We start from the raw sequence: 15,610 nt of genomic DNA on the forward strand, positions 1-15,610 counted from the left end.
TTTTTGGATATTCACTATCGCCAGCCTTTAACTTGTCGGGGCAAGGTTGGCAAAGGTAGTCAGAAACTAGACATTAACTATTCAGGTAAGCACCACAGAGCCATTATAAAAAGTTGGCCTAGTGTTAACGACTTGCTGCATTTGGTCAATAGCTTAGCCATTAGACTAAAGTCTATATTAGCAATAACAGCTAAGATATTGATGTAAAAGGCTTATGTAGCATGTGCTTATACGCTATTCATCAACCAAGCTTGCATTAAATGACAGCGTCGATAGCCGCGATTAAATACTACCAATTGCATTAATAACGCTTATTTATCTCGCCCAAATACTGATAAATACCGCCACTCAATTAGCCAGCGTTCATATCACAACACTAATCGCTATTAATTAACATCTTCCGCTAATGCTCGGCATTTTTCCGATAGTTTGCGGCAGAAATTCGCTAGTTTTGATGGGGGTAATCTATAAAGATGAATTCCAGCCAAAGGAATGTAAGTACATGAATGCTAGTATTTAGATGGCGTTCTGCTGCATAAGAATAAATACAATAAGGACGAGCTAATGTTTACCAATTATTGGACGTTAGATGCATTTATTATTGCCAGTTTACTGCTTTGTATTTTTGTCATAGTGATTTTTTCTTACCATGAATATCACGGCAGCGGAGAATTGGCGCCCTATGTGGCCAAGGAACTAGCATGAATTTCTTACTCAATTGGCTGCTATTACTGATCACAGTCGCCATCATGTTAGGCTTATCGGTTTATAGCAATCGCGTCATGCACTCAGGCAAAGGTGAAAGTGGATTCTTATTAGCCTCTAACTGTTTAGGGCCATTTATCGGCGCCGCCACCATAGTCGCTACCGCCTTTTCTGGCTGGGGATTTATGGGCTCACCTGGGGTGGCCTATAAATACGGCATGATAGAACTCTTAGGTAATTTCTTTTTCGCGCCAGCCATAGTGCTGGCGGTCTTATTATGTGCGCGCTTCTTACATCAAAAAGCGCAATCTATGGGCACCCTCACCATAGCTGAATATATTGCCAATAGTCACGATGGCCCAAGCCATATAAAACGCATTACCCAAGCGTTTGCCGCCATTATTATTATTTTATTACTACTGGTATTTCTGGTCGGGCAAATTAAAGCCTTAGGCTTATTAGGCAGCCAATGGTTAGGTATTAGCCCCACCACCGCCTCGATTATTATGGTCAGTATTATTATTTTATATACGGCCACAGGCGGATTAGCGGCGGTGGCATTTACTGATACCTTTATGGTCATGGGCATGTGTATTTCGGCGGTTATTATTGTCGCCACAGTATTTAGTGATATTGCCCCGCTAGACTTATTTAATCAGCTTCACGCCATCGACAGTGATTTACTCGCCCCCGATCATTCTGGCCCCTATGGTTCAAGCCGCTGGCATGTACTTATGGTGCTGCCCTATGCCTTTATTTATAGTGCGACCCTGCCTTATATGTCGTCGCGCTTTATGGCTTTTGCCAATACCACTAAGGTGCATCACGTCGCCGCTTATATTACCCCGATGGCATTATTATTAAGTTTAGTGCCGATTGTCGGCTGCTATATCCGCCTTAAAGTACCGAATTTAGCCAATCCCGATGATGCCATGCCGGTATTTTTAACCCAGTTTTTATCACCCGGCCTTGCGGCAATCGTCACCTTATTTATTTTGTTCGCCATGAAATCTACCGCTAATTCAGTGCTGCATGCCATAGCAAGCGCTGCCTCCCACGATTTGCGCCAAGCCATTTGGCCGCATAAAAAGCTTAATAGCACCCAAGTATTAGTGCTTAATCGCAGCGCAGTGGTCACCCTTGGCCTGTTAGGTTTTGTGTTAATGCTGTTTGCGCCGCCCGTCATGCTCTCTATGTTAGCGATTTTAGGTTCAGGCACCTTAATGGCCGCCTTAGTTGCCCCGACCTTATTGGCGCACTGGCTGCCAGGTAATATATACGCGGCGCTCACATCCTTGCTTACCGGCTTTATTAGCGGCGCCCTCTTATTTACCTGCTTTGATTTAGGCTGGGTTGAAGCGCCGTTATATTCATCAATACTTGCTTGCCTAAGTTACGCCTTAGTGGTTAAAGGCTTTCAATACCAAGTCGCCACTCACTGTAAGTCGTAATTCAATTAGCTGTTACTTAAACGGCCATTTTCAAATCACTATGCAATCTGAGTTGGCAGCTTGCTTTAACTCAATGTTGCCCCAAAGCAAGATAACTTTATTGTCAGTTTGCAGCATGAATTGTCATTGTTTCCCCTGTGACTCGCCATAAACTCGTCCCTGAGGGCTCGATGACGGCATCCATGCCGCCAACGGTCACAGTTGCAACAATGCCAATCTTAATTAACACTTCTGCTGCTCGTTTAGCTAAAAAGCTATTGCCCCTTTATCGTTTAGAGTTGAAGATCATTCAAATGCTGTTAATGTGTATTTACCCTACCGAAACTTATCCGATAAATTTATCGTTATCATGGTGTTTGGCTTTTGTGTTGAATATTTGCCCGCATTAGTAATACGGTAGGGAACTTCTCCTAAAAAATTCTAAGATTTTCTTCATACATCATTAAAAAATGTATGTATAGTGTTGAGAGAAGTAAAGTTATCTTGAGGATTTTATGGCTAAACCTAAATGTAAATTGTGTCGGTTCCCTCGTGACTTAAGGTATTCACACGCAATACCAAATGCATATTTCAAGTTTATATTTAGACAAGGTGAAGGCAAAGGTATATTGGTAAATACTGAAGAGGGTATCCCTGTAATACCTTGTGCAGATAGCTGGGCTAGTTATCAACTATGTGATGATTGTGAAACAAAACTAAACTTAAAATATGAAGATTATTTACATAAAGTCTTAACTAATAAAGGCCAATGTACTGTTAGCCAGACTGATGAAGGAGTTCTTTTTGAGAACCTTGATACAAGAAGAGTAAAAGTGTGTTTGTTATCTATACTTTGGCGATGTTCTGTATCGAATGTAGATGCATACAAAAAAATAAAATTACCTGATTTGCTATCCGAAAAACTCAGAGTATCGTTAAATTCAGGTATCGAGTTTAAAGATAAGCACTTGCATATCGATTGTCGAAGACTGACAGATGTATCAGGTTATATCGATAAAGATAAGCTACGTAGCCTCATTATTCAGCCTCATCATATCACTTATAATGAGGGGGCCAAGGCTTGGGTGTTCGTTTTTCTGGGTTATTATTTCGAGTTTTTTTATAATATTAAAATTACTACGCCTAAGGATAAATCATCTTTCTTAGGTTACAATAAGAACTCATTTTTATTTCATTATCTAGATATAATTAAAATTCCAGAGTTTGTTCATATGGGCGTGGCTGCAATTGATAAGAAAGAGAAAGGGCAAGTTAAATTATAATGGTGGGATTTTCATTCTTAAAGGTTATTCCTTTTTTGCTAAATAACAAACAAGACATTTTGCATCTAATGACATCGTCCAAGTTTTTCTGATACTGCACTATGTGTTTGGTTGACTAACCTTTTCCAATTCAGAGATGAAATATAATCCCATATGATCAATGCTCTATTTGACCTCTATCCACATGACAAACTGACCTATTCTCCCTGGTGATTTTATGATAAGTTAAGTTTATTTTGATTCTTGATAAGCTTCTCAGTGATAGACGGATGCTATTGAGAATTCAGACCAACGCACTGTTAAGAGAATATAACTGTCAACATCTATGAAACCACCTAGACATTTAGAAACTAAATTTCGTAAAGAACTTGGCGCAGTGAGTCCATATCTTTCCTTGATCGATATAGCTTCAAAAGAGTTAATCGAGCAAAATGATAGAAATAGGATCTCTGAACTCTCCAAAATATATGGGCATAAGAGGCTTGCTGTAAATCATCTGGATTTGAATGAGATCCCCTTTTTCGTTCATCTTTCACACCTAGCTTTCATTCACAGTAGGGCTGAAAAATTTTGTGATGAGTATAGGGAACATCATAAGGAAATACACCAAGATAAGTCATCCCCAAACCTTAAGGAACTCGATAAGCTCAGACGTATTATCTTTCACCTACATGCACAGAAATGCAGTGGTTCAATAACAGTAAAATCTATCAATGATGATGTTTATAGTAATTATACAGGGGAGGTTGAATTAAAAATATATGACTACTATAGACGAATTAGAAATATTGAGTTTCACGGCGGGCTAGATAGGTCTGAGTTGAAAGATTTTTCAGATTTAGAAAATAAATCTATCTATAAAAAATATGGATATATTCCACAAAAGCCAGAAAATCTGTCTATTAGAGATGTCATCTTATACTCCCAGACATGGCAGTCAATAGCAGTCAATTTATGCAAAAACATGGTAGAATTAGAACCAATAATTCATGATCTATGTACTAAATACAAAGAAAGTTCTAAGCAGAGACGGGATCAAGCAATCTCAAATAAATTAAGGGCTGATTACTTGCAAAATGAACACGACATCAGTAAGCTTCGCAGTCAGACAAATGGCTGGGTAGCTTAGTGGTAAAGCACCTTGGTTCCTCTCTACTTTACTTTGGTAGAGAGGGACAACCTTCCAATAGATTTATGTTTATGTGAATCTATTGGAAGAGGTTTCCGAGGTTCGAATCCTCGTCCTGCCATCATATCCTCCTCCTTGCTCCAACGTAATGAAAAAAAGTACATATCGCGATACTTGAAATTATCCGTAAAATTCTAATTTAGTAAAGTCGCTAACTCAGAAATGTCCAAAAATGAGCTAGGTTGTATCAAGTTGAGATCGGACGATTAATCATCAAAGCTGCAGTTCACTTATGAACGCCTTTGAATGAATACATCAAAAAGCCAGCACTCGTGCTGGCTTTCTTTTTTTAGCTAGCTTTACGCCCTAGATGACATGGCTTAGTGCGGTGCCATCAATCCCTCAATGGCTTAAGCCTGCTCAAAGGCTAGCACTCGTTTTTCGATGCGGCTCATGCTTAAGGTAATCACCAAATTTAGGCTTAAGTAGAGTAAACCTGCGGCGGAAAACACCACTAGAGTGTCATAGGTTTGCGAGTTAAGTCGCTGCGCCCAGCCCATGATATCCATGATGGTAATGGTGGACGCTAACGATGAGCCTTTAAGCAGTAATACCACTTCATTGGAATAGGCAGGCAGCGCGCGGCGCAGCGCATAAGGCATTAATACGCTTAAGGTTTGCTTATGGCTCATGCCTAAGCTGGCGCAGCTATCCCACTGGCCTTGATTGATGCTGTTTAACGCGCCATAAAACAATAAGGTTGTGTACGCGGCGCAGTTTAATGACAAGGCAAGCGCGGCGCAGAAAAACGGCTCAGATAACCAGTACCAAAACACGCTAGCGGTTAAGCCAGCAAACTGACCTGGGCCGTAATAAATCAAGAAAATCTGCACCAATAAGGGCGTACCAGTAAAGACTGTGATGTAGCCCTTAACGCTTAAGTAAATCAAGCGATTACTTGAGGTTAAGGCTAAGGTGCATAACAGGGCAAGTAAGCTGCCAATCAGCAAGGAAATCGCCGTCAGCCCTAAGGTCATGACTAGGCCATGACCTAAAACTTGCAAATATTCGAGTAAGTTAATCAGCATATTAATGATCTCCACGCTCATAGCGAGTGACATACCAGCTGGCGCGCTTAAGGCCGTATTGACTCACTAAGGTGATGATTAAATAAATTAGCGCCGCGCAGGCAAACCAAGTAAACGGCTGCCAAGTGGAGGACGCCACCATTTGCGCTTGCTTCATTAAGTCATTAACGCCAATCAGTGACACTAGCGCAGTATCTTTTAATAACACTAACCATTGATTACCTAAGGCGGGCAAGGCGTGGCGCCACACTTGCGGCAGTAAGATAGTAAAAAATATCGATAACCGCCCCATGCCTAAGGCAACGCCGGCTTCCCACTGTCCTGCGGGAATGGCAAGTAACGCGCCGCGCAAAATTTGCGACACGTACACAGAAAAAATGGTGCTAAGTGCTAACACGCCGCAAGCAAAGGCGCTCACTTCAATAAAGACGCCAGTGGCTAAAAACAGCAAATGACTTGAGCCGAAATACACTAGCAGCACCACTAGCAGTTCAGGCAGGCCCCTTAACACCATGATATAAACGCGGGTAAGTTTGCCAAGCCACACTATGGGGGTGGATTCTAGTAAGGCTAAAATAATCGCCATCACTAAGCCGAGCATGGCTGAAACCACCGCCAGCGCTATGGTAGTGAATGATGCCAAGAGTAATAACAAGAGTAAGTCATTCATAAGTAGCCACTCGCTTAAAGGTAATCACTACTCGCTTATTGAAACCAGCGCTGATAGATGTGCTGATAGGTACCATTGGCCATGATGGTGGTGAGCGCCTGATTTAATTCATCGCGCAGTGCATGGTTTTGCAGGTTAACGGCTATGCCATAACCGCGGCCAAAGTATTGAGTATCAGTAATTATCTCCCCTACCCCTTCATAGTTAGCGCTACGGGTTAACCACTGTTCAACCACCGCAGTATCACCAAATACCGCATCGACGCGGCCATTTTGCAAATCAATAAAGGCATGTTGGACACTGGTATAAGCGGAAGTCTTTTGCTTTGGGTAGTTATCGTGAATGTACCTTTGATGGGTCGAGCCGTTTTGCAGGCCAATCTTGTGCTTGGCTAAATCCGCCATGCTGGTAAAGCGGTCTTTCGCGGCCACCACTATGGCGGCATTTTGATAATAAGGCTCAGTAAACAGCACTTGTTTTTCGCGATCGGCGGTGATATCCATGCCCGAAATCGCGGCATCAAAACGGCGAAATTTAAGGCTGGCAATTAAGCTGTCAAACGGTTGAATATGAAAGCTGCACTGCTTGTTGAGCTCAGTACACAAGGCCTTAGCTAAATCGACATCAAAGCCTATCACTTCATTTTTATCATTGGTAAATTCAAACGGCGGATAGGTGGCTTCCATGGCAAAGCGAATTTCTTGCGCCTGTAGCGGCGCCCATGACAACAGCATAGTGATTACTAGGGTTAATGAAATTTGTAGTCCTTTTTTCATGTCGTCACCTTTTTATATGTAAATCAATTAACTAATTGAGCTGCTAATAAAAAACCTAGTGGAATAAATAGCGCGTTAATGCGGGCGTCATCGGAGTGGTTAATACGCTCACCCCGCCTTGCTCGACGATGCGCCCAGCCTCCATAAACACTACCCGATTGGCCACTTTGGCCGCTAAAGCCACTTCATGGGTGACTATGATTTGGCAAATACCCACGGCACTGAGTTCAGCCACTATGTCGGCAAATTGGGCCGTCATTTGTGGGTCAAGGGCAGCGGTAGGTTCATCGTATAAAATCACTTGCGGCGACATCATCAAGGCGCGCGCTATCGCCACTCGTTGCTGCTGACCGCCGGATAATTGCACTGGGTATCTGTGCTCTAAATCATGCAAACGTAAACGCAGTAATAACGCCATGGCCTGCTCAATGGCGGCGGCTTTATCTAACTTAAGTACCTTACATGGCGCTTCAATCAGATTTTCTAGCACAGTGAAATGCGGCCACAGATGATATTGCTGAAACACCATGCCGACATTGGTGCGCAGTTTGCGCACCGCATCACTGCTGGGTTTGTCATTAAAATTAAAGCGTTGTTCGCCTGCTTGATAGGTGCCTGCGGTCGGTATTTCCATGAGGTTAAATACCCGCAGCAATGAGCTTTTGCCCGCGCCGCTGGCGCCTAGTAGCGCAATCACATCGCCAGATTTAGCAGTAAAATTGATATCGAACAGCGACTGGGTTTGGCCGTAAAAACAATTCACTTGTTGCAGCTGAATATTGGTCATAGTGACTCCTTAATGGCGGCCTAAAAAACATTAACCCGCAGATGCGGGTTAATGACTCACCATTAGATGGCTTTAGCAGCGGCAGTTTGCTTATTGAGATAACCCTTAATGCCATTGACCGCCATTTCACTGGTGCCGCCCAAAATAATTAAGAAGCCACCCACAAACTGCATGGTTGATAACGGCTCACTGAACACCACAATCCCAATCAGGGATGCCACCACACACTCCCAGTAAGAGATAGTGGCAAACTCCACCGCTAATAGATTTTTAGTGGCTATGGTGCATAAGGTTAAGGCGCCAAAACCGCAGACTATGCCAATGGCAATCCACCACATCCAATCACTGGCGGTCATTTGCGCTATGGTCGGTTGACTGAAAATAAACAAGGCGCCAATGCCCACTAGCGCAAATAAGAAGTTCCAGAACGAGCGCACATCGCTTGGTACATCTTGACGATAGCGCCCTAAAAATAAGAACAAGCCGTAACCCACCCCAGAGGCCAAGGCCAGCATGTCGCCAGCAAAGGTTTTAGCATCAAAGGACAAGCCCACCGTAACCGCGCCATCGTTAAATTGCACTAAGCCCACAATCAGCATCATGCCTGCAAACACTATGCTAATGGCAAACATGGTGATCGGCTTAAAGGGCTCTTTGAGGAAGATAATCGCCAAAATAGTGGAAATGATGGGGCCGATATAAATAAAGAACACGGCATTAGCGATGGAGGTTAATTGAGTTGCGGCAATATAGGCTGATAAACAGGTGCCCATAAAAATGCCACTAAACACCATAGATGGCGAAATGCGGTAGCGAGTTAGGTCTTTAAGACGCCCCATTCCCAGTAAAATAAAGAAAAACAATACTGCGCCACACAGCATACGCGAGAAGGCAATGACATCACCCTGGGCATTAATATGACGGGCAAAAAATCCAACAAAACCCATCAGAGTCGCGGCGCCAAAGGCAGCCAATAAGCCATTTATTTTGGTTTTATTCATAATAGAATTCCTAGCATATCTAGGCCTAACTCTATGAGCGCAAAAGGCTTAGATACTCAATGAGGCAAACGCATATCGATGAGCTGAACAGTCCAAAGCCGCCACAAGTATGTGGCGGCGACTGCTGAGCTTACGAACCTAAAGTAGCAACCATCACAGCTTTGATGGTGTGCATGCGGTTTTCGGCTTCATCAAACACGATTGAGTGATGTGATTCAAACACGTCATCAGTCACTTCCAAGCCTTTCATGCCATAAGTTGCAGCAATTTCTTTGCCCATGGTGGTGTGCTCATCATGGAAAGCAGGTAAGCAATGCAGGAACTTAACTTCTGGGTTACCGGTTTGCTTAATCACTTTCATGTTGACTTGATAAGGAGTCATCACACGGATGCGCTCTGCCCACACTTCTTTTGGCTCGCCCATAGATACCCATACGTCGGTGTAAATGAAGTCAACACCAGCAACGCCTTCGCTCACATCTTCAGTCAGAATGATTTTAGCGCCAGTGGTCGCGGCCACTTCCATGCACTGCTTGACTAACGCTGGCTCTGGCCAGTAAGCCTTAGGAGCCACTAAGCGAATTTCCATACCCATCTTCGCCGCGCCCACCATCAAGGAGTTACCCATGTTGAATCTGGCATCACCCATATAGGCAAACTTGATTTTATTGAGTGGCGTGCCTGGTAAGTGCTCCATCATGGTCATAAAGTCGGCCAAGATTTGAGTTGGGTGGAATTCATCGGTTAAACCATTCCATACGGGTACGCCGGCATATTTACCCAGCTCTTCCACGATTTCTTGTCCAAAACCACGGTACTCAATACCGTCATACATACGGCCTAATACGCGGGCAGTATCTTTCATGGATTCTTTATGGCCAATTTGCGAACCGCTTGGGCCTAAGTAAGTGACTAAGGCGCCTTGGTCAAACGCGGCTACTTCAAAGGCGCAGCGAGTACGAGTAGAGGTTTTTTCAAAAATCAGCGCAATATTCTTGCCAAGTAATTTCTTTTGCTCAACGCCGGCATATTTAGCTTTCTTTAAGTCAATCGACAGATTCAATAAGAACATGATTTCGGCTGGGGTATAGTCTAATAACTTTAAGAAATTACGATTTTTTAAATTAAAAGCCATGATAAATATCCTTAAATAAAATAATAATTATGAACTAATCAAATATCACTCAATGAATCGCTAGGTAGTAATCTGCTACTCGCTTTAGGTTAAGCTTTTAGCAATAGGTTTGGCCGTGATAAGCGTACCCTTAACCCCTGTTAAAATAGCGGCAGCATCTTTTAAACAACCGATACCTACCATGCCCTTAGTGGCATTAACAAATTCGCAGGCGGCGCTAATTTTTGGCCCCATGGAGCCGGCATCAAACTCCATAGTTTCTAATAATGCTGGCTGAGCATTGCGCAGCGCTTTTTGCTGATCCGTGCCCCAATTTAAATACACGGCATCGGCATCAGTTAAAATTAATAAGGCGTCAGCCTTAATTTGCTTCGCTAAATAAGCGGCTGATAAATCTTTATCGATAACAGCTTCAATACCAACCATCTTATTATTCTTACGTATGACTGGAATACCGCCGCCGCCTGCGCAAATCACTAAGCTTCCGGTCGCAATTAATTGCTTAATCGATTCTGATTCCACAATATTAAGTGGCTTAGGCGATGGCACGACTCGGCGAATATATTTACCGTCTTGCTTAAATTCCCAGCCCTTATCTAACGATAATTGATTGGCTTCGGCTTGGTCATACACAGGGCCGATATACTTAGTTGGCAATAAGAAGGCGGGATCTTTGCTATCCACTTCTACCTGAGTCAGCAAAGTGACGACATTGGTCTGTGGCAGTTCGTTTTTCAGTTCCTGCATTAACATGCAGCCAATCATGCCTTGGGTTTCGGCCACTAAAATATCTAATGGATAAGGCTTAACTGCCTTGTACGCCGCATTTTGTAAGGCCAGTAAACCGACCTGAGGGCCATTGCCGTGAACTAATACTACGTTCCAGTCTTGAGTCAAAGTAGTGATAGCCTTAGCCGCTACACCTATGTTTACCCGCTGTACATCAGCTTCTAAAGGCTCGCCTCGGCATAACAAGGCATTACCGCCTAAAGCAACTACCAGTGTTGGTTTAGTCATTTTTCAATTCCTCTAACAATACAATTTATGATTAAAAATTAAATGCCGTCGCGCTCAATTGGGCAGCTCATACAGCGAGCCCCACCGCGTCCACGTCCTAATTGATCACCTTCAAAACTTAAAACTTCTATGCCAGCTTCCAGATATTTATCATTGGTTAAGGTGTTGCACTCGTAACCAATCACTACCCCTGGGCGAATCGTCAGTACGTTGTTAGCATCATTCCACTGCTCGCGTTCTTGACCGTAAATGTCGCCGCCTGTGGTAATCACTTTCAGATCGCTTAATTGCAGCGCGCTCATAATGGCTTGGCGATAACCTAACTCTTGCTTAATGCCTAAGCGGTTATTCACGCCTGGCGTTAACGTCCAGCAGCGGGTTGAATCATTAATCACTGCGGGATAGGCAGAGAACACATTGATATCTAGCTGAGTCAGCACAGTATCTAAGTGCATGCAGGCTCTATCTTTGGGTAGCTCAATCACGACTACTTTCTTGGCTTGGCCGGTGTTAAATAACGACTGGGCTAAGGCTTCAATGTCTTCTGGCGAAGTGCGCTCTGACAAACCAATTAATACCGCGCCGCGACCGATAATTAAGACATCGCCGCCTTCAATGGTGGTGTTGTCGTAATTAACGCTTTCATTGCCCAAGTAGTAATTGAAATCTTGCTTAACAAATAATGGATGCCAGCGATAAATGGCTTTTAAATTATTTGATTCACGGCGACGAACCGCTTTCGCCATGGGGTTAATAGAGACACCGTTATATATCCAGCATGAGGTATCACGGGTAAATAAATGATTGGGCAGCGGCTTTAATACAAAGTGTTCCCAATCATAGGAATCAAATAACGGCTTAAAGAATGGCTCTGGAATTTCGCTATAAGCTAAACCACCGGTTAAATAGCGCGCTATCTGCTCATGGGGTAATTCACCTAACCAGGTTTTGACACTGTGCGCTAAACTTTTGCCTAAGCGATAATCACTGAGCTGCGTATCCAACAACCACGCTTTGGCTTCTGGAATATCTAAAGTTTCATCCAATAATTTATTGAGGTATAAAACGTTAACGCCTTGTTCTTCTAAAATTGTCGCAAATTGATTATGTTCTTCAGCCGCTTTATTGACTGACAAGACATCATCAAATAATAACTCATGGCAATTTGAGGGCGTTAAGCGCTCAAATGCCAAACTATCGTAGTGAAGTAATACACTTCGTAGTTGACCAACTTCGGAACCCACATAATTTTTAACCATGATCTATTCTCTTTTTATCGACTAAATTGAGTAATTACAAGATTAAATAGGTAGCATGAATATTTGCCCTTACCGACTCAACTCATAACCTTTTATTCATTTTGCCTGTTCTGGCGGGGGTTAATATCGAAATTACGCTGGCAATTAACGAATTTCTGCCGAGTGTAATGGTTAAATTGGAGCCATAAAAAAAGCCCCTAAAATAAGGGGCCAGATGACATGAACACTATTAATGCTTAGGCATTAACCACTATGGACTAATAGGTCCAGTGATCAATATTGTGAGCGCCTTTGAACTGGCTACCGAAGTAATCTTCACGAGTACCTTCACGATGTACGTCAGCAGTCGCACAATGTAAGCCGCCGCCGAAGGCATAAGCATCACGCAAGTTAACAGGTAACACTTCAAAGCCAAGCTTATCAAACTGTTCCATTTGCGCAGTTTCAGTGGCTTCAACACACACTGTCTTATGGTCAAGAATCAAGGTATTCATTGATAACCAAGTACTTGAGTAGCACAGTGGTGGCGGGGTATCCCACGCTGGAGCCACGGCTTCCACAATCTGCCAATCATTCTTTTCAAAGATTTCACGCTGGCCTTCAAACAGTGGACGGTGCGGGTTCAACAGCATCAAACCTGGACGCAGTGGGCAGAAAGTCGCGTCGATATGGATTGGGTGGTTATCCTTAAAGCTTAAGGTATGAACACGGTATCCTTGTGGCTCATACTTACGTTTAATCCAACGAATACCGGCTAAGTTAGTGGTTAAGCCGTGTTGAACGAAGATGTCTTTACCTAAACGCATAACGTCAGCGGCATCAAACAGAATATCAGTTTCTTTAGTTGAATATTCTTTACGGCATGAACGTGCCATAGTTTCTTCGTCTGACAGGAATTCGTAAGCTGCAACATAATCCATACGGAAGCTGTCATCAGACAGACGTGGACGTGGCGCTTGCTCAATTAAACACTCAGAGTCAGATTCAAAATATTCACGCAGTAAGTCAACATAGGCCAGATATTCAAAATAACGGCTACGGAAGCTCATTGGCGCCATTAAAATGCTCTTGCCCATAGTTAATAAGCAATCACGTGGTGGCATAACGCCAAAGCCTGAGCTGATGCTGAAATCTGGAGTAGTAATACGAGCATTCCAATCTACAGCGCCTGGACGGTCAACAATAATGCCGCGGCCTTCAAGCATTTTGGCAAAACCATTTAAACACTCGTTGGCTTGGTCAATACTTTCTTGAGTACGACGACCGGCTTTACCACCACGCATTGGTGAATCAGCAGGGATTTTTTCATTACTAGCAGGGCAAGCTTCTGGAATTTGCTGGTTATCCGCAATACCAACAATCACGTGCTTTAATGGATCAAAATCATTGTATGATTCAACTTTCAGCCCTTTACGGACTAATGGAACACCAGATTCTTTACGCTCTAGTGGGGCTGAAGCATTTGGGTATAGATCATTAGAAACGCTCATTGCAAACTCTCCAAAAGAAGGAAACATAGTAATAAAATAATTGATTGATATATATCATTGAATTATTCGCCATTCCTGTTTAGCAATAAGTAATCATTTGCATATCAGCATCAAACAATGGCAACCAATAATTCGATAGCGCTATATCTCAATAAAGTAGATTGAAAGGGTAGATAATATTTTCCGTTTCAATGGCGACTATCATCATCCTAAAAAATCATGGTTAATATCGGAAAAGCGCTAACTATTACCGAAATCCTGCTAGCCATGAATTAGCGTTAATCACGATCACTTTTTTGAGCTAACCCGCGGGCTTGGCTGAGGCATTGATGACGATGAGATTAACGCAATAAACGTATAATTCGAGCGCGCAACCTAAGATAACACCATGAATTACAAAGCAATATGATTTTCCAAATATATTCATTCCAGCAACCTAGTCGTATTTTCACAGCCATGAATGTCAGCAAAAAATAATTAATTAATTTAGTTGAAATTGACTTATTCAACACCGGTTTGTAGGGGGCGCGAATAATTAAGTAGATATTGATGTATCTCGCAAAAAACACACAATAAAGGTGCGATAACTCACACCCTGAAAGTGTAGAGCATTGCATTAGTGAAATAAGGATTTACACTCGCAAGAGTATCAAGGAGAGATATCATGACTACTAAAATCGTCGCTAACACACCTAAGTTTGTGGTATTTGATTTACAGAAGTTATCTGAAACGCAGCATCTTATTTTTGGAGCCGACTACGTTCTCATCAGGCCCATGACTAAGGGCTGTACGCTCCATTTAACCAATACCAAGTTCCGACTCACCCAAGGCCAAGTTGTCCTTTTAGCGCCGTTTAATCCGTTTAGATTATCCCTTGATAAGCACACCTCGCGTGATACCCAGGTCGATTGCGATGTGCTGCATTTTAGACTCAATGGCATAGGCCTCACCTTTGTGGATAGCCCGCAATTTCGCGAAATCAAAACCATGCTCGATGACGCTAAGCTTGGTCTCTTGTATGAAGGCGATGCTATTGCTGAGATAGGTAACATCTTTGATTCAATCGAAAATTCCTTTGATTTCTGCCAGATACTTAACGTTTTAACCATACTTGAACGCCTATCTAAGCAAGCGCCTAAGCAGTTGCTAGAGGCTGCGACTGATATTTGTCACGTTAAAAAGACCGAAGATAAACTCAATACCAGCTTGGAATATATACAACAGCATTTAAATGAGCCTTTGACTGTGGCTATGGTCGCAGGGCAAATTTACATGGCCGAAAGCACTTTTTCGCGCTTCTTTAATGCCAATATGGGCATTACTTTTTGGCAATATGTGATTGAACAAAGAGTGCGCCAAGCCGCGCGCTTACTGATCAATACGGATAACAGCATTTCCTATATCAGCGCCGAAGTGGGCTTTACTTCAATTTCATCATTTAATACTAAATTCAAAGAGTTGCTTAACATTACCCCTAAGCAATATCGCAAAAACCACTTAAATATGCGCAGTGACAGCGTTAGCCCAGAAACCGTGAATCTCAAAGCCAATATGCTCAATAATCAAGGCATGCAGGCGCAAGCTGAATCTCACTAAGCCCCAGCCCTGTCCTTAGCATTAGCCCTCAATACCATAAATGAGCAAGACTTAGGCCTAGCCTGAGTCTTGCTATCGTTTGCATTGAATTGATTAATTGAGCGAATTAGTTAATTGAGCGCATTTTTAGCCCAACGATTTTTTAACGAGTAACAGGCTCAATACACTGGCCATAGATTTCAAATAAACGTCGACTAAACTCGCCGCATACTAATAGCGCACCTTAAAAGCTTATTATCATTA

General features: G+C 42.8%; 14 protein-coding genes and 1 tRNA gene. 6 read left to right on the forward strand and 9 right to left on the reverse strand.

Annotated elements, in window-relative coordinates; genetic code table 11:
* Window positions 1-564 precede the first annotated feature (564 nt).
* The 5 genes from AC1HDP_RS10140 (at window position 565) to AC1HDP_RS10160 (ending at window position 4,668) form a co-directional block, all read left to right on the forward strand.
* The gene (locus tag AC1HDP_RS10140) at window positions 565-705 is read left to right on the forward strand and encodes a hypothetical protein (RefSeq protein WP_479638659.1); all 141 of its coding nucleotides are present in this window, start codon (window positions 565-567) and stop codon (window positions 703-705) included.
* Window positions 702-2,156 (forward strand): sodium:solute symporter family protein, encoded by a 1,455-nt coding sequence (locus AC1HDP_RS10145; protein WP_479638660.1) that lies wholly within the window; start codon window positions 702-704, stop codon window positions 2,154-2,156. Before AC1HDP_RS10140 ends, AC1HDP_RS10145 begins: the two co-directional genes overlap by 4 nt.
* A gap of 494 nt (window positions 2,157-2,650) precedes the next feature.
* Window positions 2,651-3,418 (forward strand): hypothetical protein, encoded by a 768-nt coding sequence (locus AC1HDP_RS10150; protein ID WP_479638661.1) that lies wholly within the window; start codon window positions 2,651-2,653, stop codon window positions 3,416-3,418.
* 325 nt (window positions 3,419-3,743) lie between these two features.
* Window positions 3,744-4,547, forward strand: coding sequence for a hypothetical protein (locus AC1HDP_RS10155; RefSeq protein WP_479638662.1), 804 nt, complete (start codon window positions 3,744-3,746; stop codon window positions 4,545-4,547).
* Window positions 4,533-4,668, forward strand: a tRNA-OTHER gene (locus tag AC1HDP_RS10160). The genes AC1HDP_RS10155 and AC1HDP_RS10160 overlap by 15 nt, the downstream gene beginning before the upstream one ends.
* Before the next feature lie 289 nt (window positions 4,669-4,957).
* Here the strand turns inward: AC1HDP_RS10160 and artM are convergent.
* The 9 genes from artM to AC1HDP_RS10205 all read right to left on the reverse strand — a co-directional run bounded on the left by artM (window position 4,958) and on the right by AC1HDP_RS10205 (window position 13,770).
* Window positions 4,958-5,656 (reverse strand): arginine ABC transporter permease ArtM, encoded by a 699-nt coding sequence (artM, locus tag AC1HDP_RS10165; RefSeq protein ID WP_479638663.1) that lies wholly within the window; start codon window positions 5,654-5,656, stop codon window positions 4,958-4,960.
* On the reverse strand, window positions 5,637-6,305 hold the full coding sequence (locus AC1HDP_RS10170) for an ABC transporter permease subunit (protein WP_479638664.1): 669 nt from the start codon (window positions 6,303-6,305) through the stop codon (window positions 5,637-5,639). Before AC1HDP_RS10170 ends, artM begins: the two co-directional genes overlap by 20 nt.
* 35 nt (window positions 6,306-6,340) lie before the next feature.
* A complete protein-coding gene (locus tag AC1HDP_RS10175) occupies window positions 6,341-7,081 on the reverse strand; it encodes an arginine ABC transporter substrate-binding protein (RefSeq protein WP_479638665.1) in 741 nt (246 codons plus the stop codon).
* 55 nt (window positions 7,082-7,136) lie between these two features.
* Complete coding sequence (locus AC1HDP_RS10180) at window positions 7,137-7,868, reverse strand: ATP-binding cassette domain-containing protein (RefSeq protein ID WP_479638666.1); 732 nt, start codon at window positions 7,866-7,868, stop codon at window positions 7,137-7,139.
* A gap of 62 nt (window positions 7,869-7,930) precedes the next feature.
* Window positions 7,931-8,869 (reverse strand): DMT family transporter, encoded by a 939-nt coding sequence (locus AC1HDP_RS10185; protein ID WP_479638667.1) that lies wholly within the window; start codon window positions 8,867-8,869, stop codon window positions 7,931-7,933.
* 130 nt (window positions 8,870-8,999) lie between these two features.
* Window positions 9,000-10,004, reverse strand: a complete 1,005-nt coding sequence (argF, locus tag AC1HDP_RS10190) for an ornithine carbamoyltransferase (RefSeq protein WP_479638668.1) — start codon at window positions 10,002-10,004, stop codon at window positions 9,000-9,002.
* Between the two features lie 84 nt (window positions 10,005-10,088).
* Window positions 10,089-11,021, reverse strand: coding sequence for a carbamate kinase (gene arcC, locus AC1HDP_RS10195; protein ID WP_479638669.1), 933 nt, complete (start codon window positions 11,019-11,021; stop codon window positions 10,089-10,091).
* Window positions 11,022-11,059: 38 nt separating this feature from the next.
* The gene (locus AC1HDP_RS10200; protein WP_479638670.1) at window positions 11,060-12,280 is read right to left on the reverse strand and encodes an arginine deiminase; all 1,221 of its coding nucleotides are present in this window, start codon (window positions 12,278-12,280) and stop codon (window positions 11,060-11,062) included.
* Between the two features lie 257 nt (window positions 12,281-12,537).
* Window positions 12,538-13,770: a serine/threonine protein kinase gene (locus AC1HDP_RS10205; protein ID WP_479638671.1), complete on the reverse strand. Its 1,233-nt coding sequence runs from the start codon at window positions 13,768-13,770 to the stop codon at window positions 12,538-12,540.
* Between the two features lie 664 nt (window positions 13,771-14,434).
* Here AC1HDP_RS10205 and AC1HDP_RS10210 point away from each other — a divergent pair.
* Window positions 14,435-15,367 (forward strand): helix-turn-helix transcriptional regulator, encoded by a 933-nt coding sequence (locus AC1HDP_RS10210; RefSeq protein WP_479638672.1) that lies wholly within the window; start codon window positions 14,435-14,437, stop codon window positions 15,365-15,367.
* Window positions 15,368-15,610 lie beyond the last annotated feature (243 nt).

It is taken from the genome of Shewanella sp. ISS20, assembly GCF_056522965.1.

Bases quoted from the DNA above. Each gene is read 5' to 3' on its own strand.
- AC1HDP_RS10140 (WP_479638659.1), top strand. From the start codon at position 565: ATGTTTACCAATTATTGGACGTTAGATGCATTTATTATTGCCAGTTTA.
- AC1HDP_RS10145 (WP_479638660.1), top strand. From the start codon at position 702: ATGAATTTCTTACTCAATTGGCTGCTATTACTGATCACAGTCGCCATC.
- AC1HDP_RS10150 (WP_479638661.1), top strand. From the start codon at position 2,651: ATGGCTAAACCTAAATGTAAATTGTGTCGGTTCCCTCGTGACTTAAGG.
- AC1HDP_RS10155 (WP_479638662.1), top strand. From the start codon at position 3,744: ATGAAACCACCTAGACATTTAGAAACTAAATTTCGTAAAGAACTTGGC.
- artM (WP_479638663.1), bottom strand. From the start codon at position 5,656: ATGAGCGTGGAGATCATTAATATGCTGATTAACTTACTCGAATATTTG.
- AC1HDP_RS10170 (WP_479638664.1), bottom strand. From the start codon at position 6,305: ATGAATGACTTACTCTTGTTATTACTCTTGGCATCATTCACTACCATA.
- AC1HDP_RS10175 (WP_479638665.1), bottom strand. From the start codon at position 7,081: ATGAAAAAAGGACTACAAATTTCATTAACCCTAGTAATCACTATGCTG.
- AC1HDP_RS10180 (WP_479638666.1), bottom strand. From the start codon at position 7,868: ATGACCAATATTCAGCTGCAACAAGTGAATTGTTTTTACGGCCAAACC.
- AC1HDP_RS10185 (WP_479638667.1), bottom strand. From the start codon at position 8,869: ATGAATAAAACCAAAATAAATGGCTTATTGGCTGCCTTTGGCGCCGCG.
- argF (WP_479638668.1), bottom strand. From the start codon at position 10,004: ATGGCTTTTAATTTAAAAAATCGTAATTTCTTAAAGTTATTAGACTAT.
- arcC (WP_479638669.1), bottom strand. From the start codon at position 11,021: ATGACTAAACCAACACTGGTAGTTGCTTTAGGCGGTAATGCCTTGTTA.
- AC1HDP_RS10200 (WP_479638670.1), bottom strand. From the start codon at position 12,280: ATGGTTAAAAATTATGTGGGTTCCGAAGTTGGTCAACTACGAAGTGTA.
- AC1HDP_RS10205 (WP_479638671.1), bottom strand. From the start codon at position 13,770: ATGAGCGTTTCTAATGATCTATACCCAAATGCTTCAGCCCCACTAGAG.
- AC1HDP_RS10210 (WP_479638672.1), top strand. From the start codon at position 14,435: ATGACTACTAAAATCGTCGCTAACACACCTAAGTTTGTGGTATTTGAT.